This window comes from Synechococcus sp. BO 8801, from assembly GCF_002252675.1.
In the GTDB taxonomy this organism is placed as follows: Bacteria; Cyanobacteriota; Cyanobacteriia; order PCC-6307; family Cyanobiaceae; genus Cyanobium.
The window spans coordinates 69,332-93,072 of record NZ_NQKY01000008.1 but is presented as its reverse complement, the minus strand read 5'-3'; the positions used below and the strand labels follow the sequence as shown (position 1 = coordinate 93,072).

The 23,741-nt window shown below is 72.1% G+C and carries 27 protein-coding genes; 17 read left to right on the top strand and 10 right to left on the bottom strand.

Annotation, left to right across the window (positions count from 1 at the left end):
• The first annotated feature begins 10 nt into the window (after positions 1-10).
• Both CJZ86_RS08255 and CJZ86_RS08250 read left to right on the top strand, forming a co-directional pair.
• Entirely contained in the window at positions 11-1,096 is a 1,086-nt protein-coding gene (locus CJZ86_RS08255) for a hypothetical protein (RefSeq protein ID WP_094585468.1), read from the top strand.
• Positions 1,093-1,773: a hypothetical protein gene (locus tag CJZ86_RS08250; RefSeq protein ID WP_094585467.1), complete on the top strand. Its 681-nt coding sequence runs from the start codon at positions 1,093-1,095 to the stop codon at positions 1,771-1,773. The genes CJZ86_RS08255 and CJZ86_RS08250 overlap by 4 nt, the downstream gene beginning before the upstream one ends.
• A gap of 33 nt (positions 1,774-1,806) precedes the next feature.
• Here the strand turns inward: CJZ86_RS08250 and CJZ86_RS08245 are convergent, their stop codons facing one another.
• Complete coding sequence (locus CJZ86_RS08245; RefSeq protein ID WP_094585466.1) at positions 1,807-2,382, bottom strand: sll1618 family protein; 576 nt, start codon at positions 2,380-2,382, stop codon at positions 1,807-1,809.
• 46 nt (positions 2,383-2,428) lie between these two features.
• Here CJZ86_RS08245 and era point away from each other — a divergent pair, with 46 nt between their 5' ends.
• The 6 genes from era (at position 2,429) to larB (ending at position 6,472) form a co-directional block, all read left to right on the top strand.
• Positions 2,429-3,412, top strand: coding sequence for a GTPase Era (era, locus tag CJZ86_RS08240; RefSeq protein ID WP_233133918.1), 984 nt, complete (start codon positions 2,429-2,431; stop codon positions 3,410-3,412).
• A gap of 102 nt (positions 3,413-3,514) precedes the next feature.
• On the top strand, positions 3,515-4,036 hold the full coding sequence (locus CJZ86_RS08235) for a phycobiliprotein lyase (RefSeq protein WP_094585465.1): 522 nt from the start codon (positions 3,515-3,517) through the stop codon (positions 4,034-4,036).
• 7 nt (positions 4,037-4,043) lie between these two features.
• Positions 4,044-4,739, top strand: a complete 696-nt coding sequence (gene trmD / locus CJZ86_RS08230) for a tRNA (guanosine(37)-N1)-methyltransferase TrmD (RefSeq protein ID WP_094585464.1) — start codon at positions 4,044-4,046, stop codon at positions 4,737-4,739.
• A 52-nt stretch (positions 4,740-4,791) separates the two neighbouring features.
• Complete coding sequence (gene ispF / locus CJZ86_RS08225) at positions 4,792-5,277, top strand: 2-C-methyl-D-erythritol 2,4-cyclodiphosphate synthase (RefSeq protein ID WP_094585463.1); 486 nt, start codon at positions 4,792-4,794, stop codon at positions 5,275-5,277.
• Positions 5,274-5,774 carry a TIGR03792 family protein gene (locus CJZ86_RS08220; protein ID WP_233133917.1) on the top strand — a complete coding sequence of 167 codons (501 nt, stop codon included), beginning with the start codon at positions 5,274-5,276 and terminating at the stop codon, positions 5,772-5,774. Before ispF ends, CJZ86_RS08220 begins: the two co-directional genes overlap by 4 nt.
• Positions 5,771-6,472: a nickel pincer cofactor biosynthesis protein LarB gene (larB, locus tag CJZ86_RS08215; RefSeq protein ID WP_094585461.1), complete on the top strand. Its 702-nt coding sequence runs from the start codon at positions 5,771-5,773 to the stop codon at positions 6,470-6,472. Before CJZ86_RS08220 ends, larB begins: the two co-directional genes overlap by 4 nt.
• Here larB and CJZ86_RS17110 read toward each other — a convergent pair whose 3' ends face one another.
• From CJZ86_RS17110 to CJZ86_RS08190, 5 genes are all read right to left on the bottom strand, one after another.
• Positions 6,473-6,631 (bottom strand): hypothetical protein, encoded by a 159-nt coding sequence (locus tag CJZ86_RS17110; RefSeq protein WP_094585460.1) that lies wholly within the window; start codon positions 6,629-6,631, stop codon positions 6,473-6,475.
• A gap of 63 nt (positions 6,632-6,694) precedes the next feature.
• On the bottom strand, positions 6,695-7,645 hold the full coding sequence (locus CJZ86_RS08205) for a DUF1517 domain-containing protein (protein WP_094585459.1): 951 nt from the start codon (positions 7,643-7,645) through the stop codon (positions 6,695-6,697).
• Positions 7,646-7,672: 27 nt separating this feature from the next.
• Positions 7,673-7,888 (bottom strand): sulfur carrier protein ThiS, encoded by a 216-nt coding sequence (gene thiS / locus CJZ86_RS08200; RefSeq protein ID WP_094585458.1) that lies wholly within the window; start codon positions 7,886-7,888, stop codon positions 7,673-7,675.
• A gap of 8 nt (positions 7,889-7,896) precedes the next feature.
• A complete protein-coding gene (locus CJZ86_RS08195) occupies positions 7,897-8,979 on the bottom strand; it encodes a thiamine phosphate synthase (protein ID WP_094585516.1) in 1,083 nt (360 codons plus the stop codon).
• A 104-nt stretch (positions 8,980-9,083) separates the two neighbouring features.
• Positions 9,084-10,040, bottom strand: coding sequence for a bifunctional riboflavin kinase/FAD synthetase (locus CJZ86_RS08190; protein WP_094585457.1), 957 nt, complete (start codon positions 10,038-10,040; stop codon positions 9,084-9,086).
• A gap of 63 nt (positions 10,041-10,103) precedes the next feature.
• On the opposite strand from CJZ86_RS08190, the gene CJZ86_RS08185 reads away from it, so the two are divergent.
• Positions 10,104-10,685 carry a DUF3611 family protein gene (locus CJZ86_RS08185; RefSeq protein WP_094585456.1) on the top strand — a complete coding sequence of 194 codons (582 nt, stop codon included), beginning with the start codon at positions 10,104-10,106 and terminating at the stop codon, positions 10,683-10,685.
• Here CJZ86_RS08185 and surE read toward each other — a convergent pair.
• Complete coding sequence (gene surE, locus CJZ86_RS08180) at positions 10,670-11,482, bottom strand: 5'/3'-nucleotidase SurE (RefSeq protein WP_094585455.1); 813 nt, start codon at positions 11,480-11,482, stop codon at positions 10,670-10,672. The genes CJZ86_RS08185 and surE overlap by 16 nt on opposite strands.
• A 74-nt stretch (positions 11,483-11,556) precedes the next feature.
• Between surE and pheS the strand changes: the two genes are divergently transcribed.
• Positions 11,557-12,564 (top strand): phenylalanine--tRNA ligase subunit alpha, encoded by a 1,008-nt coding sequence (pheS, locus tag CJZ86_RS08175; protein WP_094585454.1) that lies wholly within the window; start codon positions 11,557-11,559, stop codon positions 12,562-12,564.
• A gap of 61 nt (positions 12,565-12,625) precedes the next feature.
• Here the strand turns inward: pheS and CJZ86_RS17105 are convergent, their stop codons facing one another.
• Positions 12,626-13,492 (bottom strand): sulfotransferase, encoded by an 867-nt coding sequence (locus CJZ86_RS17105; RefSeq protein ID WP_094585453.1) that lies wholly within the window; start codon positions 13,490-13,492, stop codon positions 12,626-12,628.
• Positions 13,493-13,708: 216 nt separating this feature from the next.
• Here CJZ86_RS17105 and CJZ86_RS08165 point away from each other — a divergent pair, with 216 nt between their 5' ends.
• The 3 genes from CJZ86_RS08165 to CJZ86_RS08155 are packed head-to-tail and all read left to right on the top strand — an operon-like array spanning position 13,709 to position 15,848.
• Positions 13,709-14,635, top strand: coding sequence for an NAD(+) kinase (locus CJZ86_RS08165; RefSeq protein WP_094585452.1), 927 nt, complete (start codon positions 13,709-13,711; stop codon positions 14,633-14,635).
• Positions 14,632-15,342, top strand: coding sequence for a winged helix-turn-helix transcriptional regulator (locus CJZ86_RS08160; RefSeq protein WP_094585451.1), 711 nt, complete (start codon positions 14,632-14,634; stop codon positions 15,340-15,342). The genes CJZ86_RS08165 and CJZ86_RS08160 overlap by 4 nt, the downstream gene beginning before the upstream one ends.
• Entirely contained in the window at positions 15,339-15,848 is a 510-nt protein-coding gene (locus CJZ86_RS08155) for a DUF192 domain-containing protein (protein ID WP_094585450.1), read from the top strand. Before CJZ86_RS08160 ends, CJZ86_RS08155 begins: the two co-directional genes overlap by 4 nt.
• On the opposite strand, the gene cbiE is transcribed toward CJZ86_RS08155, so the two are convergent.
• Positions 15,802-17,097 carry a precorrin-6y C5,15-methyltransferase (decarboxylating) subunit CbiE gene (gene cbiE / locus CJZ86_RS08150; RefSeq protein ID WP_094585449.1) on the bottom strand — a complete coding sequence of 432 codons (1,296 nt, stop codon included), beginning with the start codon at positions 17,095-17,097 and terminating at the stop codon, positions 15,802-15,804. The genes CJZ86_RS08155 and cbiE overlap by 47 nt on opposite strands.
• Positions 17,098-17,132: 35 nt before the next feature.
• Here cbiE and CJZ86_RS08145 point away from each other — a divergent pair, with 35 nt between their 5' ends.
• Positions 17,133-17,411, top strand: a complete 279-nt coding sequence (locus CJZ86_RS08145) for a DUF8678 family protein (RefSeq protein WP_094585448.1) — start codon at positions 17,133-17,135, stop codon at positions 17,409-17,411.
• Here the strand turns inward: CJZ86_RS08145 and CJZ86_RS08140 are convergent.
• Complete coding sequence (locus CJZ86_RS08140) at positions 17,381-19,495, bottom strand: acyltransferase family protein (RefSeq protein ID WP_094585447.1); 2,115 nt, start codon at positions 19,493-19,495, stop codon at positions 17,381-17,383. The two genes, CJZ86_RS08145 and CJZ86_RS08140, sit on opposite strands and share 31 nt — an antisense overlap.
• A 95-nt stretch (positions 19,496-19,590) precedes the next feature.
• Between CJZ86_RS08140 and CJZ86_RS08135 the strand changes: the two genes are divergently transcribed.
• The 3 genes from CJZ86_RS08135 to ribD are packed head-to-tail and all read left to right on the top strand — an operon-like array spanning position 19,591 to position 23,698.
• Positions 19,591-22,098 carry a GH116 family glycosyl hydrolase gene (locus CJZ86_RS08135; RefSeq protein WP_094585446.1) on the top strand — a complete coding sequence of 836 codons (2,508 nt, stop codon included), beginning with the start codon at positions 19,591-19,593 and terminating at the stop codon, positions 22,096-22,098.
• Positions 22,095-22,604 carry a DUF3122 domain-containing protein gene (locus CJZ86_RS08130; protein ID WP_094585445.1) on the top strand — a complete coding sequence of 170 codons (510 nt, stop codon included), beginning with the start codon at positions 22,095-22,097 and terminating at the stop codon, positions 22,602-22,604. The genes CJZ86_RS08135 and CJZ86_RS08130 overlap by 4 nt, the downstream gene beginning before the upstream one ends.
• Positions 22,601-23,698 carry a bifunctional diaminohydroxyphosphoribosylaminopyrimidine deaminase/5-amino-6-(5-phosphoribosylamino)uracil reductase RibD gene (ribD, locus tag CJZ86_RS08125; protein ID WP_233133916.1) on the top strand — a complete coding sequence of 366 codons (1,098 nt, stop codon included), beginning with the start codon at positions 22,601-22,603 and terminating at the stop codon, positions 23,696-23,698. Before CJZ86_RS08130 ends, ribD begins: the two co-directional genes overlap by 4 nt.
• Positions 23,699-23,741: the final 43 nt, after the last annotated feature.

Sequence of the window (23,741 nt, the reverse complement as noted above, 5' to 3'; positions counted from 1 at the left end):
GAGCCCTCCCATGTACCGCGAACCCACCATCAGCCCCAAAGCCATCGCCTGGGCCCTGCTGAGCCAGTCCATCTGGCTGCCGCTGCTGGCCATCGATGCCCACGACCGCTGGCAGTCGCGGGTCAAGGACATGACCATCCCCCAGCCGGCTGATCCGAAGGGGACGGACGAAGCAATCGCCTCAGCGCCGGAAGCAACGGCCACCACCCCAGCGCCCGACACCTCCTCGCCCCTCGACGACCTGGGCACCACCACCGGCCATGTGCTGAGTTCGGCCTCCGAAAAGATCGGTTCGCTGCTGGATGCCCCCCTCGCACGCAGCCTCGATCTCAGCGGTCCCTCCAACGTGTCGCGCGCCCGGCCCGATCCCGGTCGCCGTCCGGCGGTCGCCCGCCGGAGCACCGCCCCGGTCCAGTTGGCCAAGGCCCCGTCCCGCCCGGCGTCCTTCCGCATCGATGGGCCTCCCCTCGGCACCACCGGCCTGGGCAGCGCCCAGACCCTGCTGCAGCGCAACTTCTCGAATTCCGAGCTCCTCGGTGGTGTGCTCACCATCCAGGACCTTGGCCTGCCCGCCATGCCGACCGTGGCCCGGGCGGAGCGGGCCCGCTGGGCCAGCAGCGGCGATCCGATGGCTCCCATTCCCCAGAACCTGAGGGAACCGATGCGCCAGGCGATCCGCACCCTGCCGACCCCCACGCCCACCAAGACGGCCAAGCTCCAGCAGGCCCGGGTCATCCATGTGCCCTCGACCCGGGTCAGCAAGCCCACCCAGGTGCCCCTTGCGATCCAGGCCGACGGCAGCGTCGATGTGCTCAGCCAGCCGGACGATCCCGCGGTGATCGAGGACATCAAGGAGTGGTCCAGCCGCCAGCCGGCCCAGGCCCCCGGGACCGTCACCCCCACGGTCGTGAACCTGCAGCCGCTCCCTGCTGAGGACAGGGCCACCCCCGCCCCTGTGCGGGTCTCGCCGGTGGCCAGCAGCGCCCCGATCGCCCCGCCACCGCCCCCGGCCGCTGCCACGGTGGCCCCTGTGGCGGAAGCTCCCGCCCCCACCCCGGCCCCGGCCGGTCCAGCCGGCGCCGTGGTGGCCCAGTGAAGCGGATCCGGCTCCACCCAGGCGGCGGCGCCCTGGTCGGTCTGGCCTGGCTGGCCCTGGCCCTGGCTGCCGATCCGGGTCGGGCCCAGTCGCTGCCGGCGCCACCGGCTCCCTGGGTCCCCATCGCCCCGGAGCCCGCGGCGGCCGGCTGGGAACCCGTCACCGACGCGGCCACCCTTCCTGCCGACTACCTCCCGCCTCCGGCCAACCGGGATCCCGCCGAGCTGGCGATCGTGCCGCGTCAGGGCAAACCGATCGAGAACGTGGGCATCTACGGCATCGGTGGGGGCGTCAATTTCGGCAGTGACCTGCCCAACAGCGGGGTGTTCACCGGTCGGATCGGGTACAAACTCAATGAAACCCTGGCGGTCTCCCTGCGTCCCAGTGTGATCTTCGGCAACCGTGATGTGCTGGGCCGCTACAACGGCCAGACCTCCTTCCAGTTGCCCCTCACCCTGGATCTGTTCCGTCGCTCCGTGGTCTCCCCCTACCTGGGGGGCGGTATCGCCACCAACACCTATTCCACCGGCCAGACGAACGCCATGCTCACCGGCGGCGTCGATCTGAACATCACCCAGAACGTGACCCTCGGGTTCAACGTCAACTACGTCTTCCTGCCCGATGGCGTCACTTTCGACGCCCTTCAGGCCATGACGCTGCTCTACCTGAAGTTCTGAGGCCCAGGCCAGGATGTTTGCCGGGTTCGTGGCTCAGTCAGCCACGGCCTCGATGGCGGCGGCGATTGCCTGACGCTGTTCGGCGTCGTACCCCCAGCGGTCGAGGAAGGCCCTGTCCTCCGCCACCACCGCCTCGGTTGCACCGTCCTCCGCGGCGGCCGCCAGCAGGGTCTCGAGGCGCTGCTTCACGGCCACCGGCTCCAGCTGGCGCAGCAGCTCGGTGCTGCGCAGCTGGACGCGCTCCGAGCCGGCCTGGTGCTCCAGGTCCCCTGAACGGCGGTGGTGCAGCACCATCGCCGTGCTCATGGCCAGATTGCGCGCGGTGAGATCCACCACCCCCGGACCCACCTGCCGCAGGGCGACCACCAGGGGTTCCGGCAGCCGGTCGAGCAGGGGCGCCTCGCCGGTGAGGCCGACCACGAAAAAGCCACGGGCCCCGTCCCGGCTCGCCACCAGCTCCCCCACCCGATCGGCCAGCACCTCATCGCTGAGTTCCCCGGCTTCCCAGAGACCGATCCACTGGGCCGCGATCTCCATCGCCTGGGGGAAGCTCGGCGCCAGGGGGGTCCCGTTCAAGGGGGTCTCGGTCAGCGGGGCGTCATCGGTCATGGCGGCGGACGGGCGGCGGGGCCCGCGGACTGGCAGTGTTGAGGCTATGGACCCGAGCGCCCCGACCGCCAGCCCCGGCGATGCCCAGCCCGATGAGGGCAACCCTGAAGCGCCTGTCTTCCGTTCCGGCTTCGTGGCCCTGATCGGCCGGCCGAACGTGGGCAAATCCACCCTGCTCAACCAGCTGGTGGGCCAGAAGGTGGCCATCACCTCCCCCGTGGCCCAGACCACCCGCAACCGGCTGCGGGCCATCCTCACCACCCCCGCCGCCCAGCTGATCCTGCTGGACACCCCGGGGATCCACAAACCCCATCACCTGCTGGGGGAACGCCTCGTCCAGAGCGCCCGGGGTGCCATCGGCGAGGTGGATGTGGTGCTGCTGCTGGTGGATGCCAGCCAGCCGGCCGGCCGGGGGGACGGGTTCATCGTCGACCTGCTCCGCCACAGCCGCGTGCCGGTGCATGTGGCCCTCAACAAGAGCGACCGGGTCGGCGCCGACGCCGAGGATCTGGCCGCCACCTACCGGGAGCTGATGGCGGAGGGTGGCGATCGCCCCGTGACCTGGCCCCTGCACCCCTGCAGCGCCCTCAACGGCGATGGCTGCCAGGCCCTGGTGGAGGCCCTGGCGGCCGACCTGCCGCCGGGCCCCCTGCTCTACCCGGCCGACACGGTCAGCGACCAGCCGGAGCAGCTGCTGCTGGCGGAGCTGATCCGGGAGCAGGTGCTGACCCTCACCCGGGAGGAGGTGCCCCACTCGGTGGCGGTGCGGATCGAGCGGATCGTGGAGGAGGAGGCGAAGGGCAAGGTGCGCACGGCCGTGCTCGCCACCGTGCTGGTGGAGCGCAGCAGCCAGAAGGGCATCCTGATCGGCAAGGGGGGGCAGATGCTCAAGGCGATCGGCCAGGGGGCGCGGCTGCAGATGCAGAAGGTGTTCGACGGTCCGGTGTACCTCGAGCTGTTCGTCAAGGTGGTGCCCAACTGGCGCAGCCATCCGGGCCGGCTGGCCGAGCTGGGCTACCGGGGCGACTGAGGCCGCCGGCGCTCTGCAGCCCCCACAGCGCACCCCTGCAGCGGGGGGTTTGCGAGGATCCCAACCGGGGCCCACCGGCCCCGATCTCCCGCCGCCCCCTCCGTGACCAGCGCGACCGAGCCGCCCGCCGCCCCCTTCCCTCCCGAGACGATCGCGGCGTTCCTGGCCTTCTGCGCCGGCGACTGGCTCTCCCTGCGCAGCTGCTTCAGCCTCGAGGAGGCGGCAGAGGCGGCGCGGGAGGCCGAGGCGGACGAGGCCAGCTGGCACAGCTCCGAGCGGGGCGAACTGACGGTCACCTACCTGGCCCCTGAGCAGAGCGGCGAGCCGGGAGGGCTGGAGATCACCCCACCCGGCGGTGGCCGCCACCGGCTGCTGTTCCGTCCCGACGGCGGCTTCCAGGGCAGCGCCCCGGACGGGGCCGCCAGCACGGGGCACTGGCAGCTGTGGCCGGATGGGAGCCTGGAGCTGACCAGCGAGCGGGCCGGGGCGTCGGTGCGGGAGCGGATCTGGTTCACCAAGGCCAACCTGCGCCTGCGCAGCAGCGTGGAGCACCACCCCGACGGCCGCCCGGGCCGGGCCAGCTTCAGCTCCGAGATCCGGCGGGTCAGCCGACCCGCCGGCTGAGCTCCCCATGCGCTTCGACGTGGTGAGCCTGGTGCCGGACGCCTTCACGCCCCTGCTGGGGCTGGGGGTGATCGGCCGTGCCTTCGCCGCCGGCATCGCCGAGGTCCACACCCACAACCCCCGCGACCACGCCACCGATCGCTACCGCAAGGTGGACGACGTGCCCTACGGCGGCGGTGCCGGCATGGTGCTCAAGCCCGAGCCGGTCTACGCCGCCTTCGAGGCGATCCCGGTGCTGCCGCGCCGCCGCGTGCTGCTGATGAGCCCCCAGGGCCAGCCGCTGCACCAGCGCGACCTGCGCCGCTGGGCCTCCGAGCACGACCAGCTGGTGCTGCTCTGCGGCCACTACGAGGGCTTCGACGAGCGCATCCGGCCCCTGGCGGACGAGGAGGTGTCCCTGGGCGATTTCGTGCTCACCGGCGGGGAGCTGCCGGCCCTGGTGGTGATCAGCGGCGTGGTGCGGCTGCTTCCCGGCACCGTGGGTTCACCGGACTGCCTCGAAGCCGAAAGCCACAGCAGCCTGCTGCTGGAGCACCCCCACTACACCCGGCCGGCGGAGTTCCGCGGCATGGCGGTGCCGGAGGTGCTGCGCAGCGGCGACCATGGCGCCATCGCCCGCTGGCGCCAGGAGCAGCAGGTGGCCCGCACCCGCGAGCGCCGCGCCGACCTGCTGGCCCAGTGGCAGGCGGAGCAGGAAACCTGAGGCGCGCCATCGCCCCGCACCGGCGACACTGGATCCGCCCCCACCGCCCCCCATGCAGCTGCGCATCGGCAACGGCTACGACATCCACCGGCTCGTCCCCGGCCGTCCCCTGATCCTGGGCGGCGTGCGCCTGGAGCACCCCGACGGCCTGGGGCTGGACGGCCACAGCGACGCCGACGTACTCGTGCACGCCCTGATGGATGCCCTGCTGGGGGCCCTCAGCCTGGGGGACATCGGCACCCACTTTCCGCCGGAGGACGAGCGCTGGCGTGGCGCCGACAGCCTGGTGCTGCTGGAGCAGGTGGTGGCGCTGGTGGCGGAGCGGGGCTGGCTCGTGCTGAACGTCGACACGGTGGTGGTGGCGGAGCGGCCCCGGCTCAAGCCCCACATCGCCGCCATGCGGGAGGCGATCGCCGGCCGCATGGGCCTGGCCCCTGAGCAGGTGGGGGTCAAGGCGACCACCAACGAGGGACTCGGGCCCACGGGCCGCCAGGAGGGCATCGCCTGCCATGCGGTGGCGCTGCTGCAGCGGCCGTGATCCGTCGACCGAACCGCTGGCTGGCTACCTTGCTGGCCGCGTTCTTCCTGCTCACTGTCGTGCTGGTCGGCCTTCCCGCCACGGCCCAGGCCGCCACCCCGGCCGCCCTCGCCCAGCCCCAGGGGCCGGTGGTGGAGCACCTGAGGGTGAAGGTGCCCGCCGACGCCCGGGGGGCCTGGCTGCAGGCGGAGGAGGAGAGCTGGGGACCGTGGCTGCAACGCCAGGACGGCTTCCTGGGCCGGGAGCTGCTCTGGGACGCGGAACGGGAGGAAGGTCTGCTGCTGATCCGCTGGCGCAGCCGCCGCCAGTGGCTGGCCATCCCGGCCAGCGAGATCGATGCGGTGCAGGGTCGGTTCGAGGTCGCGGCCCGGCGGGCCCTGTCCCGCGATCCTGAGGCCCGGTGGCTGGCCGGGGCCGCCAACCCCTTTCCCCTGGTCCACGCCGGCGAATTGGAGTGGGTGGCTCTGACCCCGCCGGTGGAGGAGGAGGGGCGTTGAGCGAGGACGCCCGGCTCGACCTGGGCCGCCGCGGGCGGCTCGGCATGGTGGAGGCGGTCTGGGGCGAGCACAAGAGCGTCGAGCAGATCGCCGCCGTGATGCTGGAGATGCGCCGGGCCGGGGAGCTGGCCCTGGTGACCCGCATGTCGGCGGAGAAGGCCGCGGCGGTGGAGCGGCGGCTCCAGGAGCGCTTGGACGCCCTTGGGGCCCTCGGGGACGGGGAAGCCCCCGTCCACCATCCGCTGGCCCGCTGCCTCACCTGGCCCGCACCGCCGCCGCCGGATCCGGCCCTCGGGCGGGTGGCGGTGCTCGGCGGCGGCAGCAGCGACCTCACGGTGGCGGCCGAGGCGCGCCTGGGCCTGGCCTGCCATGGGGTGGCCAGCGACCTGGTGCTCGACGTGGGCGTGGCCGGACTGCACCGGCTCCTGGGGCAGCTGGAGGGGCTGCGCCAGGCCCGGGTGCTGATCGCCTGCGCCGGCATGGAGGGGGCCCTGCCCACCGTGCTGGCCGGCCTGCTGCCCCAGCCGGTGATCGGGGTGCCGGTGGCGGTGGGCTATGGGGTGAGCGCCGGCGGCCAGGCGGCCCTGATGGGCATGCTGGCCAGCTGCGCCCCCGGGCTCACCGTGGTGAACATCGACAACGGCTACGGGGCCGCCATGGCCGCCCTGCGGATCCTGCAGCTGGACCGGGCCGGCTGATCAGCCGCCGGGACGCAGGGGACCCGCCGGAGGAGCCTCCAGCTCCAGCACGGTCTGGAGCCAGAGGGCCAGGGGGCGCGGCAGACGGCCCTGCTCGTAACGCTCGATGGCCTCCAGCAGCACCGGGGAGTTGATCCAGCTGATCCGATGGGGAGGCATCGGCGCCTGCGGCTTCTGCCGCGCAGTGTGGGGGACGGCAGGCCGGCCGGCAAGGCCGCAGGTTCAGAGATGCTGCAGGTTGGGGTAGGCCGTGATCACCTGCTCGGTGGTGAGCACCTCGCCGGCCCCTTCCGGCTGCCAGATCACCTCGATGGCCAGCAGATCGTCCGCGCCGACTGCACCGAGTTTCTGGAGCGAATCGCGCAGGTCGTCGGCGGTGCCGGCCCCCTTGATCGCCAGGTTGCGCCGGCTGGCCACCAGCAGGGTGACGACGATGAAATCGCTGGCGGCATCGCTGGCACCGGGGGCCACGGGGGCGGGCTCACTGAAGCGGCGCCCGGCCACGTTGGCGGTGAGTTCGCGTTCCAGCTTGCTGCGCTCCTGCATGGAGAGCCGGTTGAAGGTGGATTCGGCGCTGGCGAAGGGCACCTGGCCCACTTCGCCGTTGGCGTACACCCAGAGATCGGGATGGCGCAGCAGGGAGAGGCTGGTTTCCTGCAGCACCCGCTGCAGGCCGCTGCTGCTGGAGGTGTCCGACGAACCGGCCAGCCGGCGCAGATCGTCCTGGAGATCGCGGGCGGACGCCAGCAGGCCCACCTGGACCTGGGCGATCGAGACCGGCCCGTCCGGGCGTGGCCTGTAGGAAAGCTCGGAACCGGAACCCGCCAGGGCCGGGCCGCCGCCACCGCCGCGCAGGGCGTTGACCACCACGCCGGCCACGGCCATCAGGATCAGAAAACCGAACAGGCCGCCGCCACCGAAACCGAAGATCGGCACGATGAAGGGGAAGCCGATGCCGCCGCCCCGGTAGCCGCCGCCGCCGAAGCTGCCGCCCCCGTAGCCACCGCCGCCGCCGTAGCTGCGGGGCATGGAGGGCGCCGAACGGAAGCTGCCACCACCGATGCGACCACCGCTGGCGGCCTGGGCCGGCGGCGGGGAGGCGATCACCAGGCCGGCCACCAGCACGGGCACGACCATCAGACCGGCCAGGCGCCGGAACAAGCGGGAACCCATGGGGTACGACGTTGCGATGGCAGGAATCTAGGAACCGCCCCCCACGATGGTGACCACTTCCAGCACATCGGATTCCACCACAGCCTGGGCTGGCCAGCGATCCCTGGGCAGGATCTCACCGTTGAACTCCACCACCACCAGACGCGGCTGGTAGCCGAGCGCCACGAGCACGGCATCGAGACACAGACCCGCGGGGCAGCGGCGCGCTTCCCCATTGACCCGCAGCAGCAGGTCTCCCGTCATGCCACCCGTCATGCCTCAGCCTCCAGCCCCGCCAGCAGGGCGGCGACCGCGGCGCCGGGGTCGGCGGCGGCCGTGATGGCCCGCACCACCGCCACCCGATCCGCCCCGGCACGGCGCACGGCGGCCAGGTTGCCCGGATCGATGCCGCCGATGGCGAAGAAGGGCAGGGGGGATTCCGCCGCCGCCTGGGTCACGTAGGCCAGCCCCACCGGCTCGCGGCCGGGCTTGGTGGGCGTGGCGTTGACGGGCCCCACCCCCACGTAGTCGCAGCCATCGGCGACCGCCTGGCGCAAGTCCTCGAGCCGGTGGGTGCTGCGGCCGATCAGCCGGTCGGGCCCCAGCAGGCGGCGGGCCACCGAGGGCGGCAGGTCGCCCTGGCCGAGGTGGACGCCGTCGGCCCCCACCGCCAGGGCCAGGTCGATGCGGTCGTTGACCAGGAACAGGGCGCCATGGCGGTGGCAGAGCTGGCGCAGGGCGCTGGCCTGGGCGAAGCGACTCCGGTCATCCAGGGGGGCGTCGGGTTTGGCGCGGTACTGCACCAGCTGCAGCCCCGCCGCCAGGGCGGCGGCCACCACGGCCTCCAGGCCGTCCACCGGGCTGGTCACCAGGTACAGATGGCAGCGGCGCAGCAGGGCCCGGCGCCCGTCGCCGTCACGGCCGGCCTGGAGCAGATCCACCTCCACGTCGTAGAGGGCGTAGCGGATCGACGCCGCCTCGGCCGCCAGCTCCGGGTCCTCAAGCCGGCCGAACTCCTCCAGCACCCGCAGGGCCTCCTGCACCCGTCCGGCGTTGGCGGCCAGGACACTGGCGCCGTCCTGCCGTTCGGCCTGGGCCGGATGGGCCAGGCCCGTGGCCGGGTCGCTGGCGGTGTGCCGGGCCAGCTTGTAGGAGGTCCGGTGCAGCCGCCCCAGGCGCTGGCGCAGGTCCTTGGTACGGGCCACCAGGTCGGGACGGTCGAGGGCGAAGCGGGCCCAGTCCTCCAGCACCCGCAGCCCCTCCCGAGCCCGGTCGAGGTTGGCATCAAGCAGCCGCTCGATGGCGGCACGCTCGCTGGCGGCACGGTGGGTGGAACCACGCTCACGGCCGGACAGCGGCGGCGACGGGACTGGAGGCTGGGGCGTCACCGGACCGGGGCGGGTGAGGCCTCCAGGGTATGGGAGGGCTTCTTCGGGCGGGAGGAACTGATGTCCTGCCCCTAGGTGGAAGCCTCCCCAGGGGGTCCGAGTGTCCGGCAGAGATCGCCGGCCCGATCGGCATCCAGCCGGATCTGCTCGCTGAGGGCCTCGAGGCTGGCGAACGCCTGCTGGCGCCGCAGCAGCCGCAGGGGCTGCACGGTCAGATGGGCCCCCACCAGCTCCAGCCGGCGCTCCAGCAGGTGCACCTCCACCGCCGATGGGGCCAGGGGATCGACGGTGGGCTGGGGGCCCAGGTTCATCACCGCCGCCATCGGTCCCTCGCCGCCGTCGCGCCAGGCCAGGGCCGCATAGACCCCTTCCAGCGGCAGGAACTTTCGGCCGTCCACCGCCAGGTTGGCGGTGGGCCAGCCCAGCTGGCGCCCCAGGCCCCGACCGCTCACCACCTGGCCGCTGAAACGGTAGGGACGCTCCAGCAGCCGCGCCGCCTCGTCGATGTCGCCGGCCGCCAGGGCCCGCCGGATGCGACTGCTGCTCACCCGCTCGGCCCCATCCCACAGCATCGGCACCACCTGCACGTCGATGCCGAAGCTGGCGCCGATGCGGGCCAGGTCGTCCACGTCCCCGCGGCGATCGACGCCGAAGCGGAAGTTGGTGCCCACCGCGATCCTGCGGGCCTGGAGCCGTTCGGCCAGCACCTGGCGCACGAAGGGCTCCGGGGTCAGCGCCGCCAGCTCGCGGGTGAAGGGCACCAGCACCAGCTGCTCGATGCCGAGGGGTTCGAGCAGTTCCAGCTTCTCCTCCGGGAGATCGAGCCGCAGCCGCGTTTCGCCGTGGAGCACCTCGCGGGGATGGGGCCAGAAGCTGACCACCGTGGGCACCGCCCGCTCCTGGCCGGCGGCCATGGGCGCGGTGACGGCGGCGATCACGCTCCGGTGACCCCGATGCAGGCCATCAAAGCTGCCCAGGGCGACGGCGGTGGGGCGCAGGGCGCTGGAGGGGTCGTGAAGCGGGATCAACGGCCTCGGCCCTCGCCGGCTGGATCCTCCCATGCCAAGTTTGGGGCCTTCGCCCTTCTCCCCATGGTCGACACGCTGGATCTGCAGCGCATGGCCGATGCCCTGCGCCGCATGGGCTGGGTGCGCTTCTGGGTCCAGCTCGCCCTCGGAGTGGTGGTGGTGGGGGTGCTGATCTTCAACAACATCGGCGGCCAGATGGCGGCCAACTCCTCCCGTGCCCTGGGGCTGGGCCCCGGCCTTTCCCTCACCACCCTGTCATTCCTGGTTCTGCTCTGGAGTCTGTGGCAATCCTGGCTGGTGGTGCGCTGCGGCCGCGCCCTGGCCAGCCCGGCACGCCCCAGCAAGGGCGAAACCACGCGCCTGGTGAAACGCGGTCTATTGGCCGACCTGGGCGGGCTCACCCTCGCGGCGGTGGGCTATCAGGCCCTGGCCGGCAGCCTCTTCGTGCAGGCCTCCCAGCAGGTGCCGGGCTTCTTCGGGGCCCAGATGCAGGGGACCCCAGGCAGCGGCGGCCGGGTGGTGGGGCTGCCGATCACCTCGATCGAGATGCTTTCGGTGCTGAGCAACACCCAGGTGCTGTTCGCCCACCTGATCGCCCTGATCCTCAGCTTGTGGCTGCTGCAGCGGATCTATCGCAAGACCTGATCGCCCAAGGCCTCCACGGCCGGCAATGAGGCGACGGAGCCCCGCCAGAAGAGTTCGGGCTGCAGGGGCGTCAGGGACGGTCCGCCCTGCTGCACCCAGGCCACATCGGTGGGCCATTCGGCCGGACCGGCGCCGGTGCCCTCGAGGTCGTCGACCACTTCGCCGGCCAGCCAGTAGTAGGTGCGGCCACGGGGATCGGTGCGTTTCTCGAACTGATCGATGTAGCGCCGCACGGCCGTGCGGCACCAGCGCAGCGGGGCGAGGTCTGCGGCGGGCCGGGGCGGGACGTTGAGATTGAGCAGCAGCCCCTCGGGCCAGCTGGTGGCCAGCATCCGCTCGGCCACATCAAGGGCCAGGGCCGCCGCCGCCTCGAAGCGACGCCAGTGGAAGTCGGCGCTGCTCACCGCCAAGGCCGGCAGTCCCTCGATCGTGCCCTCCATCGCCGCCGAGACGGTGCCCGAATAGAGCACGTCGGTGCCGAGGTTGGGGCCGTGGTTGATGCCGGAGAGCACCAGGTCCGGCGGCTGCTCCAGCAGCCGGAACAGGGCCAGCTTGACGCAGTCGGAGGGGGTGCCGCTGCAGGCCCAGGCGGTGACGCCCGCCGCGAAGAGTTCGTCGGCCCGCTCCGCCCGCAACGGGGTCTGGAGGGTGAGTCCGTGGCCGGTGGCGGAGCGCTCCCGGTCCGGGCAGACCACGGTGACGGTGTGGCCGCGGCCGACGGCCTCGGCCGCCAGGGCCTGGATGCCGTCGGCGAACACCCCGTCGTCGTTGCTGATCAGGATCCGGAGCGGTGCCATCGGCCTCGACCGCGTGGACTGCCGGCAAGCTAGACGCTGCTGCCTACAGTCGCTTCCTCCCCCCGATCCGTGCCGTGAGCACCACCGTCAGCCTGCAGCAGCTCACCGACCAGCTGGAGCGCCTGGAGGCGGAGGCCGCCGCCGCCATCGCCGCCGCCGGGGACGCCACGGCCCTTGAGGAGCTGCGGGTGGGCCTGCTGGGCAAGAAGGGACGGCTCTCCGGGGTGCTCGGTGCCATGGGCCGCCTCCCCGGTGAGGAGCGCCCCCTGGTGGGCCAGCGGGCCAACCTCCTCAAGGACCAGGTGCAGCAGCTGCTGGGCGCCAGGCTCGAGGCCGTCCGCAGCGCCGCCATGGCGGAGCGGCTGGAGCGGGAGCGGATCGATGTGACGGCGGGCTGCAGCTACGTGCCGCCGGGCCACCGCCATCCGCTGCAGAGCACGATCGAGGAGATCGTCGACATCTTCGCCGGCCTCGGCTACCGGGTTTCCGAAGGGCCCGAGATCGAAACCGACCACTACAACTTCACCGCCCTCAACATCCCGGAGCACCACCCGGCCCGGGACATGCAGGACACCTTCTACCTGGGGGGCGACCGGCTGCTCCGCACCCACACCTCCCCCGTGCAGATCCGCCACCTCGAGGCCAACCCCCCGCCGGTGCGGGTGATCGCCCCCGGGCGGGTCTACCGGCGCGATGCGGTGGATGCCACCCACTCGCCGGTGTTCCACCAGGTGGAGGTGCTCGCCCTCGACGAGGGGCTGGATTTCAGCCACCTGCGCGGCACGGTCACCACCTTCCTGCAGCAGTTCTTCGGTGATCTGCCGGTGCGGTTCCGGGCCAGCTATTTCCCCTTCACCGAGCCCTCCGCCGAGGTGGACGTGCAGTGGCGGGGCCGCTGGCTGGAGGTGATGGGCTGCGGCATGGTGGACCCGGCAGTGCTGGAGGGCCTGGGCATCGATCCGGAACGCTGGAGCGGCTTCGCCGCCGGCCTGGGGGTGGAGCGGTTCTGCATGGTGCGCCACGGCATCGACGACATCCGCCGGCTGTTCAACAGCGATCTGCGCTTCCTGGAGCAGTTCTGAGCCGCGTTCTCTGAGATCGGCCGTGCACCCTGGTCGATCGCACCCTCCTGATTCAGCCTCCTCAGATCGCTGAACTCCTGGGCAGGTCTGCGGCGAGCTGCTGGCCCATTCGATAGAAACGGTGGTTGAGACGTCTGGCCGGGCCGTTGATGAGATAGGCCAAAAGAATGGCGTCATCGGTGAACCAGCGCTGGTCGTAGCGGACACGGCTGCGATTGCGCATCAGGAAGTCCTTGTTCCCCATGGCGATGTGCGATCGCGTGTTGGCGATGTCCAGGCTGGGGAGGGGGGCTTCTTCAACCATCGCCAGCAGCGCGTTGACCTGACCCAGCGTATCGAGACAGAGGTGTTCGTAAAGGTTGATGCGATGGGGGATGGAAGGATCGGCGGCCAGAACCTTCAACCACTTGGTATTGGCATGGGTCCAGTAGTTCATCGAACGGAAATCGGAAAGCAGCCCCTTGCCGCCACTCTTGCGCTTCATCGAAGCCGTGAAGCTGCGCACATCCTTGGTCACGAGGATCAGCCCGAAACGATCCTGGCTGGCGGCTTCGCGCCGCAGGGCACTGCGCAGGGCGCCCAGGGCTTCCACGGACTTGGAAGAATCCGTCACCAGCACATCATCACCAAGCTGGCGTCGGATGAATCTGATCAGCTGGGCATATTTCTCGTCCAGAGGAAGGTCTGAATTCAGGCCATTGAGATGGGTGAGCTGTCCCCAGAAGGAACAATCCTCCCAGTCACTGCCACAGGAACAGCGACGCACGTCGTCATGATCTCCCCAGGCACGGAGATAGGCCTTCATGTGGGAGGGAGAGAAGAAGGAAGCGATCTCTCCCAGGCTGAGGCTGCGGGAATGGCTGCTCAGCAACTGCTCGGTGAGGGTGGTCCCGCTGTGCTCGAGACCACCGATGTAAAGAAGCTTCACCGGCAGCAGCCGACGGGACGAAGTGCCCGGATGTTAACGCTGTCGCTTTGTCTTCAACCATCCGGGCACTGGCAACTCGGCCTGCAGGCCCTGTTCGGCGACGACGGCCAGGGAGGCCGAAAGGCCATCTCCCCAACCTGGTTTCGCCCGTCCCCTGCAGCCGTGGCTGCCGTTCCGCGTCCTCCTAGAGTCTGTCTGCCATTCAGCCTGCGATCGGTGCCCCGGGTCGGACTGATCGTCAATGACGGCAAGGATCTGGCGATCAGCACCGCCGACCTGATCGAGAACCGGCTGACCGCCGCCGGGCTGGAGGTCGCACGGGTGAGCAGCTCCGGTGGCGTGGTGGGTTTCGCCAATCCCGACCAGCACCTGCGCTCCCGGGGCTACGCCGCCTGCGTGCCCGCCAGCTTCGATGAGGAGATGGCCCTGGCCCTGGTGCTGGGGGGGGACGGCACCGTTCTCTCCGCCGCCCGCCAGACCGCCCCGATCGGCGTGCCGATCCTGACGATCAACACCGGCCATCTGGGGTTCCTGGCGGAGGCCTACCTCAAGGACCTGGACCAGGCCCTGGCCCAGGTGGTGGCCGGGGAATGGACCGTGGAGGAGCGCTCCATGCTGGTGGTGAGCGTGATGCGGGGCGAGCAGCGGCGCTGGGAGGTGCTCTGTCTCAACGAGATGGCCCTGCACCGGGAGCCGCTCACCAGCATGTGCCACTTCGAGATCGCCATCGGCCGCCACGCCCCCGTGGACATCGCCGCCGACGGGGTGATCCTCTCCTCCCCCACCGGCTCCACCGCCTACGCCCTCAGCGCCGGAGGGCCGGTGATCACCCCCGACTGTCCGGTGCTGCAGCTGACACCGATCGCCGCCCATTCCCTCGCCTCCCGGGCCCTGGTCTTCAGCGACCAGGAGCCGGTGACCGTGTTCCCCGCCACCCCCGAGCGGCTGATGATGGTGGTCGACGGCAGCGCCGGCTGTTACATCTGGCCCGAGGACCGGGTGCTGGTGCGCCGCAGCGAGCATCCGGTGCGCTTCGTGCGGCTGGCCGACCACGAGTTCTTCCAGGTGCTGCGCAACAAGCTGGGCTGGGGCCTGCCCCACGTGGCCAAGCCCTCCAGCAGCCACGCCGACGCCCCCCTGTGACCACGCCACCCTCGACCACGCCACCCTCGACCACGTCCTCACCACCGACCGTGGTGCTGCTGGTGGGCCCGGAGGCCGCAGGCCTCGCGCCGCGGCTGGAGGTCTCCGGTTACCGGCCGCAGCTGCAGGAGTCCGGGGAGGAGCTGCCGGCGGCGGTGGTCCTGTCGCCCGGCAGCGAAGCGCGGATCCCGGAGCTGCGTCGCCGGCTGGGGGCCCGCCCACTGCTGCTCGGCATCACCAGCGACAGCGTCGAGAGCCGCAGCCATTGCCTGGAGTGGGGCGCCGATGATTTCTGGCTGCCCAGCCTGGGCACGAGCGACCTGCTCACCCGGCTGCGGCTGCACCTGGGCTTCGCCCGGCGCCAGGCCCCCATGCCGGTGTCCACGCTGCTGAAGGTGGCGGATCTGCGCATCGATCCGGTGGCCTGCCAGGGGTGGCGCGGTCAGCGCCAGCTCAGCCTGACGGCCCGGGAGTACCAGCTGCTGCTGCTGCTGCTGCGTCAGAAGGGAACGGTCGTGAGCCGGGAGCAGATCCTTGAGGAGATCTGGGCCGACCAGGGCGGAGGTGCCAGCAACGTGATCGAGGTCTACGTGCGCTATCTGCGCCAGAAACTGGAGCAGGACGGGGAACCGCGGCTGATCCACACCGTGCGGGGGCGGGGCTACTGCCTCAGCGACGGGCGTCCCCCCGTGGGGCCCGTGCCATGAGCCGTTCCCTGCTCCGGAGCCTGACCATCGCCGGCGTCGTCGGGCTGCTCGGCTGCGGGCCGGGTCTGAGCCAGAGCCCGCCCCAGTTCCTGCCCATCACCGCCCAGTGGTGCCTGGAAGGGCCGCCACCGGCGCGCTGCATCCAGCTGGAGGTGCCCCGGGGCGAGCGCCAGTACGCCATGGGGCTGCAGATGCGCCCGCCCCTGCCCCACCTGCGTGGCATGTGGTTCCCCTATGCGCCCCCCGCCGTGGCCCGTTTCTGGATGCACCGCACGCCCGAACCCCTGGACATGCTGTTCATCCGCGACGGTCGCGTGGCGGCCCTGGAGACGGACGTGCCCCCCTGCATGAACCTGCCCTGCCGCAGCTACGGCCCCGACACGCCGATGGACGGAGTGCTGGAACTGGCGGCGGGCCAGGCCGCCGTGCTCGGCATCAGCGTGGGCACCCCGGTGCGGATCACCCCGCTGCCGGGCGCGACCCCTTCAGCACCAGCACGGGATTGAGGGGCGCCAGGCGGGTGCCCTCCGCCAGGGGGGCGCCGCGCCAGGCCTGGATCTGGCTGACCGTCACCGCCAGCCCGGCCTGCTCCAGCTGGGGCCTGAGCTGGGCCAGGGCTTCGACCGTGGCCAGGGGCAGAACCACCACCCCGCCGGGCCGCAGCCGGTCCAGCACCGCCTCCAGCACCACGCGCCGGTCCCGGCCGCCGCCGCCGATCAGCACCCGGTCGGGATCGGGCAGGGGGGCCAGGGCGGCCGGGGCCTCCCCCTCCAGCACCGCCGTAGGCCGCACCCCCAGCCGGTCCGCGTTGGCGCCGATCAGGGCGGCGGCCCCGGGCCGGCGCTCCACCGCCCACAGCTCCAGGGCGGGGCGCAGGCGCAGCGCCTCCAGCCCCACCGACCCCACCCCGGCGCCGATGTCCCAGAGCACCCCTGTCTCGGGCAGCTCCAGATCGGCCAGCAGCTGGATACGCACCTCCCGTTTGGTCATCAGCCCCGGCTGATCGGGGTGCTGCAACCAGAGGCCATCGGCCAGGCCGAACAGCGGCAGGGCCTGAGGCGGAGGCACGGCGGGCTGGAGCGCGATCAGCAGCACCAGGTGCAGGGGATCGAGATCGGGCGGCAGGGGGTCGTCGGGCGCCAGCCGCTGCAGCCGCTCCGCCGGATGGCCCAGGCGCTCCCCCAGCCAGAGCTCATAGGCGGCCTCCAGCCCCGACGCCCGCAGGATCCGGCGCACGGCGTCGGCGCCGCCCCGGGCCGGATCGGTCAGCACCGCCAGGGCGGCGGGCCGCTGCTGCAAACGGGCCGCCAGCGGCTCGGGGTCACGGCCATGGAGGCTGATCCAGGAGGCGTCCTGCCAGGGCCGCCCCAGACGGGCGAAGGCGAGCTGCAGGGAGGTGGGGGCCGGATGGAAGCGGAGGCGTTCGGCCGGAAGGTGCTGCAGCAGCAGACGGCCGATGCCGAACCAGAGGGGGTCGCCGCTGGCGAGGAGAACCACCCGCTGGCCGGTGGAAAGGGCCCGCTCCAGCCGGGGCAGCAGGTCGGCGGGCCGGTCGCTGGCCAGCAGCTCCGGCGCGGGGGCCTCACCCCGCCAGGCCTCGAGGTCCGCCAGGAGACGCCGGGGGGCCGCCACCAGATCGGCCTGCCGGATCCGGTCCTGCCAGTGGCGGGAGAGACCCGCCAGGCCGGCGGCATCGGTGCCCAGCACCTCCAGCAGCGAACCCTCCAGCCGTGCCCCTGTGCCACTTATGGCCATGATGCTCCCGGACGTGCCGGCCCCACCCCCTGCCCATGAGCGATCGACGCCAGCGGATCCACAGCCTGGTGGTCGCCCTGCTGGCCCACCAGAGCGATCTCGAGCTGCTGGATGACGACCGCTCAGGCCCGGGCGGCCACCCACTCGGGGGCGGTGGGGACGCCGGCAGCTGGCTGGAGCGCAACCGGCGGGTGGTGCAGCGCTACCAGTCCCTGGTGCGCAGCGCCGTGACCCTCGATGCCCTGATCGAGCAGGAGCTGGGCAGCGATCAGCTGGGGAGCGATCAGCTGGGTGGCGGCGCCCCGTCCGCCTGACCCTCGAGGAAGGCCATCAGGCGGGGATAGAGCAGCAGGGCACCCGCGTTGGTGAGGTGGGTCTCGTCGCTGTAGAGGGGCGTCCCGGCCCGGACGCTGGAGCAGACGGCCTGGGTCGGCGGGCAGATGCTGTCGAAAGGGGTGAACAGGCGTGTGCCGGCCAGGTCGCGGATGGTGCGCTCCTGCAGGCGCTGGGCCGGAGCGATCGCGGCCAGCTCCTGCCGGCGCGGCCGCAGCACCGGCTGGCACTGGGAACCGAGGGACCAGGCGGGACGGAACCACTCCGTCTGGCAGAGGGTGAGCGGACCGCCGATCTTCAGCTGGGGGAAGGTGGGCAGGGGGCCGAACACCACCACGTCCGCCCCACGGCGACGCACCTCGGCATCGAATCGCCGCAGCGCGGCGGCATAGGAGGCCTCGGCGTTCAAGCGGGTCTCCCCCTGGATTCCCTTCAGGTGGCCGGCCAGATTCGACACCAGCACGACCCGGTCTCCAGGCCGCAGGCGGGCCAGCACCCGGCGCTCCTCGTTGTCGGCATAGGGGCGGCAGCGGCGGTAGCGGGTCTGCTCCGGGGCGCCCTCCGCCCAGCGGGGGAAGAAGGGCACCGGGCAGCCGCCCCGGGCCATGAAGGACACGTTGAAGCGGCCGCTGGCCAGCAGCTTCTCCCCGAGGGGAATCAGCACGTGGGTGTGGCTGTCCCCCAGGAAGAAGAGGGTGGGAAGGTCCTTCCCCTTCGGCCCCAGGGCCAGGCAGGGGTCGGGCCCATCGCCCCTGGCCACCGGATCGGTGGGCTCCTGGAAGCAGTGGACCGTGTCGACGGTCGTGCCGCCGATGCGCTTCATGTTGGCCGTGGTGCCGATGGCGTGGCGGCGCTCACCGACGAAGATCCGGCCCAGCAGCGGCCCCTGCAGGCCCGCACTGAAGACGGCGACCAGCACGGTCATGGCCGGATAGAGAAGGCCGGGGATGGCGGGGTGGCCGTAGCGGAACAGGCACTCCAGCCGGTAGGAGAGGGCCGTGCACAGGGTGATCAGCACCAGCACCGGCAGCAGGGTGACGGCGTTGAAGCCCACCGTCCAGCGGGCCAGCACGATCACCGGCCAGTGCCAGAGATAGAGCGAGTAGGAGACCATGCCGATGGCCAGGCAGGCGGGATGGCACAGCCAGCGGCCGATGCCCCCGGCGGGCTGGAGCAGCAGCAGCAGCAGCGCCGTCAGCGCCGTGATCCCAACGGTGGTGCCCAGGCTCCAGGCCTCCGGCAGCAGCAGCAGGGCCAGCGACGCCACCAGGGCCAGCAGGGCCAGGGGCTGGCGCCAGCGGGGCAGGGCCAGCTTCTGGCCCAGGTCGCGGGCGCTGCCGCTGCCGCGATGCAGCAGGTAGGCCACGCAACCCGCCGTCAGTTCCCAGAACCGGGCGGTGGTGAGGAAGAAGGCCCGTTCGGCGTTGCCGCCCAGGCTCAGGCCCAGATAGAGGGCCAGGGACAGGGCCAGCAGCAGCAGGCTGGCCAGCTTGAGCCGCCGCAGGGCGCCGCTGCCGGCCCCGGCCACCCCCAGACCGCAGAGCAGCAGAACCGCCGGCCAGACCAGATAGAACTGCTCCTCCACCCCCAGCGACCAGGTGTGCATGAAGGCGTTGAAGTGGTTGTCGGTGGCGAAGTAGTTCGAGCCCTGACGGAGCAGGTAGAGATTGGAGACCCCGAACAGGGCCGCGGTGCCGGTCCGCATCACCGGCGCGAAGAAATCATCGAGCGGCGAGACCAGCATCGAGAACAGGGCCGAGACGACGGCGATGTTCACCACCAGCGCCGGCATCAGGCGTCGGATCCGGCGGCCGTAGAAGCGGCGCAGGAACTGCCAGCGGCTGCCATCCCGCCGCGCCAGCAGCGACGAGGTGACCACATAGCCCGAGATCACGAAGAAGATGTCGACGCCGAGGAAGCCACCCGGCAACCAGCGGGGATCGAGGTGGTTGATCAGCACCGCAATGACGGCCACGGCCCGCAGGCCGTCGATCTCGGGCCGATAGGCCCTGGAGCGCTGCGGCGGCAGGATGCCCGTGCCGAAAAGCCGCACAAGAGAATTCACGCCGCCCCGACGATTGCAGGCAGGGTAATGGCGATCCGGATGGGCACTCGCTGAGGGGCCAGCTCTGACAAGCTGGGCCCACCTCGTCTGGCCCCATGGCGCCCTTCGGCCTCTCCGCTCTCCACAACCTGCGGCGCGGCAGGAGTCCCTGGCAGCCCCCCGAGGCCAGCTGGTCGCGACCCTTCGGCCAGGGCTGGAGCCAGCCCTATACGGTGCGTTACGCCAGCAACCTCGACGACGGCCCCAACCACGGCATGCCCCTGGGGGGCTTCGGCGCCGGCTGCCTGGGCCGGGGCATCGACGGCGCCTTCAACCTCTGGCACCTCGACGGAGGCGAGCACTGGTTCGGCGTGCTGCCCGACTGCCAGTTCGCCCTCTTCGAGCAGGACGGCGAAGGGCGGCGGGCCCATGCCCTGGCCACCACCCCCGTCTCTGACGCGTCCCGCCCCGACGCCGGCCCGCCGCTGGCCGCCTGGAGCTGGTACCCCGCCGCCACGCGGGAGCAGCCGAGCGGCACCGTGGCGGTGCGCTACCCGATCAGCTCCCACCACTACGCCGCGGTGTTCAGCGCCGACGTGCGCTGCGAGGCCTTCAGCCCGATCCTTCCCGGCGACTATCAGCGCACCAGCTACCCCGTCGCCGTCTTCGCCTGGACGTTCAGCAACCCAACGGATCAGCCGCTGGATCTGTCCCTGCTGCTGAGCTGGCGCAACACCGTCGGCTGGTTCACCAACACCGACCCGGCGGCGGAGGTCCACTTCCGGGATGACGGCAGCCCGGAGCACAACTACGTGCCGGCGATCGGCCGTGGCAAGGGGCAGCGCAACCGCTGGGTCGACGGGGCCGGCCTCAAGGGCCTGCTGCTGGAGGGCGAACGCTCCCAGCCCCTGGCCGAAGGGGAAGGGCAATGGTGTCTGGCGGTGCCCGACGAGGCGGCGCTGAACCACCCGGGGCTGGAGGTGTTCCGCTGCAGCCGCTGGGATCCCAGCGGCGACGGGGCGGAACTCTGGGAACCCTTCAGCCGTGACGGCTCGATCCCCGACAGCGACAACGACCGCCGCAGCACCGGCGACGATCCCCTCAGCGCCGCCCTGGCGGTGCGCTTCCGGCTGGAGCCGGGCGCCTCGCTCGAGATCCCGGTGGTGATCAGCTGGGACCTGCCGGTGACGGCCTTCGCCACCGGCACCCGCGCCCTGCGGCGCTACACCGACTTCTTCTCCGCCGAAGGCGACAACGCCGCCGCCATCGCCGGTGAAGCCCTGGCCGAATGGCGCGATTGGCAGGCCGCGATCGAGGCCTGGCAGGCGCCGGTGGTGCAACGCCACGACCTGGCGGAGCCCCTGCGCATGGCCCTGCTCAACGAGCTCTACGACCTGGCCAGCGGCGGCAGCCTCTGGACGGCCGCCAGCCCAGGCGATCCGGTGGGTCGCTTCGGGGTGCTCGAGTGCCTCGACTACGCCTGGTACGAAAGCCTCGACGTGCGGCTGTACGGCTCCTTCGCCCTGCTGCAGCTCTGGCCCGAACTCGACAAGGCCGTGCTGCGCAGCTTCGCCCGCGCCATCCCCGCCGCCGATCCCACGCCGCGGCCGATCGGCTGGTACTTCACCCAGGGGCGGGGCCGGGTGGAGGCGGCCCGCAAGGTGGCCGGCGCCACCCCCCACGACCTCGGGGCCCCGAACGAGCGCCCCTTCGACGCCACCAACTACACCGCCTACCAGGACTGCAACCTCTGGAAGGACCTGGCCAGCGACTTCGTGCTGCAGGTCTGGCGCACCTACCGCCTGGCCCCCAGCGGCCCGGACATCGCCTTCCTGGCGGACTGCTGGCCGGCGGCGGTGACCGCCCTCGACTACCTCAAGCAGTTCGACGTCAACGACGACGGGCTGCCCGACAACGGTGGTGCCCCGGACCAGACCTTCGACGACTGGCCCCTGCAGGGGGTGAGCGCCTACTGCGGTGCCCTCTGGATCGCCGCCCTGGAGGCGGCCCTGGCCATCGGCCAGCAACTGCAGCTGGAGCTGGGGCTCGACACCGCCGAGGAGCAGCGGCGCTTCGGCGGCTGGCTGGAGCAGTCCCGAAGCCATTTCGATGCCCTGCTCTGGAACGGCGAGTACTACAAAATCGATGCCGGCAGCGGCACCCCGGTGGTGATGGCCGACCAGCTCTGCGGCGACTTCTACGCCCGCCTGCTGGGGCTGCCGCCGGTGGTGGCCGACGAGCGGGCCCGCTCGGCCCTGAACGCGATCCGCGAGGCGTGCTTCGAGGGGTTCGAGGGGGGCCGCCTCGGGGTGGCCAACGGCCTGCGCCGCGACGGCACCCCCCTTGATCCGAAGGGCACCCATCCACTGGAGGTCTGGACCGGCATCAACTTCGGTCTGGCCGCCTACTACCGGCTGATGGACCAGAGCGGCACCGCCTTCGCCATCACCGGCGCCGTGGTGCGCCAGGTGTACGAGGGGGGCCTGCAGTTCCGCACCCCGGAGGCGATCACCGCCGCCGGCACCTTCCGGGCCTGCCACTACCTGCGGGCGATGGCGATCTGGGCCCTCTGGGCCACCCACACCGGCTGGCAGCCGATCCCCGGCGCCGAGCGCCAGCCATGAGCCAGCGGACGTTCGGGCGGATCGAGGTTCTGCTGCTGGCCCCCCTGCTGGCCCTGATCCTGGCCATCGCCCCGTCGGCGGCCCTGGCCCAGGTCCATGCCCACCCGGACGCCGAGGGCACGCCGGTGGTGCGCAGCCTGGAGAGCCTGCGCGACCTCGACGACCAGAGCTGGCAGGTGGTCGCCTACCGGGAAGGGCCGCCGGGTGGACCGCTGCGGCTGCGGATCGTGGGCTACCCCGGCAAGGTGCGCCTCGACCATCCCACCGCCCTGGAGGTGCGCAGCGGCCGGCTGCGCTGGGACCTGGAGGACGTCACCCTGGCCAGTGCCGCCCTGGCCCGGGACAACCGCTCCGCCGCGGCCGAGTTCGACCTGGCTCCGCTGCTGGCCGATCTGGAGCGCAACCGGCCCCTGCGGCTGCGGCTGCCGCGGGTGTTCAGTGAACTGGCGGTGCCCCCCTACGTGGTGGCCGAATGGCGCAGCCTGCCGGACGCCCCCGCCCCATGAGCCCCGGTTCCCCCTGGCATCGGTGGATGGCCCGGGCCCTGCAGCTGGCCGCCCTCGCCGAGGGCCGCACCAGCCCCAATCCCCTGGTGGGCGCCGTGGTGCTCGACCCAGGCGGGCAGCTGGTGGGGGAGGGATTCCATGCGCGCGCCGGTGAGGCCCATGCGGAGGTGGGGGCCCTGGCCCAGGCGGGGGAGCGGGCCCGGGGCGGCACCCTGGTCGTGACCCTGGAACCCTGCTGCCACCACGGCCGCACCCCCCCCTGCAGCGAGGCGGTGCTCGCCGCCGGCATCGGCCGGGTGGTGCTGGCCATGGCCGACCCCAACCCCCGGGTGGCCGGCGGCGGCATCGCCCGGCTGCGGGCGGCGGGCCTGGAGGTGATCGAAGGGGTGATGGAAGCCGAGGCGCGCCGGCTCAACCGGCCCTTTCTGCACCGGATCGCCACCGCCCGGCCCCTGGGGATCCTCAAGTGGGCCATGAGCCTGGATGGCCGCACGGCGCTGCCCAACGGCGTCAGCCAGTGGATCAGCGGTCCGGGGGCCCGGGACTGGGTGCACCGCCTGCGGGCCCGCTGCGATGCGGTGATCGTGGGTGGCGGCACGGTGCGGGCCGACGACCCCCTGCTCACCAGCCGGGGGCGGCGCACGCCCGAACCGCTGCGGGTGGTGCTCAGCCGCGGCCTGGATCTGCCGGCGGCGGCTCAACTCTGGGATCCGGCCCCGGCGGCGACGCTGCTGGTCCACGGACCGGAGGCGCCCCAGGATCGCCGCGACCGGTTCGATCGGCTGGGGGTGGAACGCCTGGCCCTGGAGGCCTGCGAACCGGCGGCGCTGGCGATCGCCCTGGCCCGGCGGGGCTGCAACCGGGTGCTGTGGGAGTGCGGGCCCGCGCTGGCGGCGGCGGCCCTGCGCCAGGACTGCGTGCAGCAGCTGGCCGCGGTGATCGCACCGAAGCTGCTCGGCGGCCACGCCGCCCGCACCCCCCTGGCGGACCTGGGCCTGGAGAACCTGGAGGACGGCTGGTCCCTGGGGGACGCGGCCATCGGCTGGCTGGGCCGGGACCTTCTCTGGCAGGGTGCTGTGGACGGGCCAACCTGAGGGGCAAAGTCAGCGCCTCAGCTGCTGAACCCCCACAAGACGT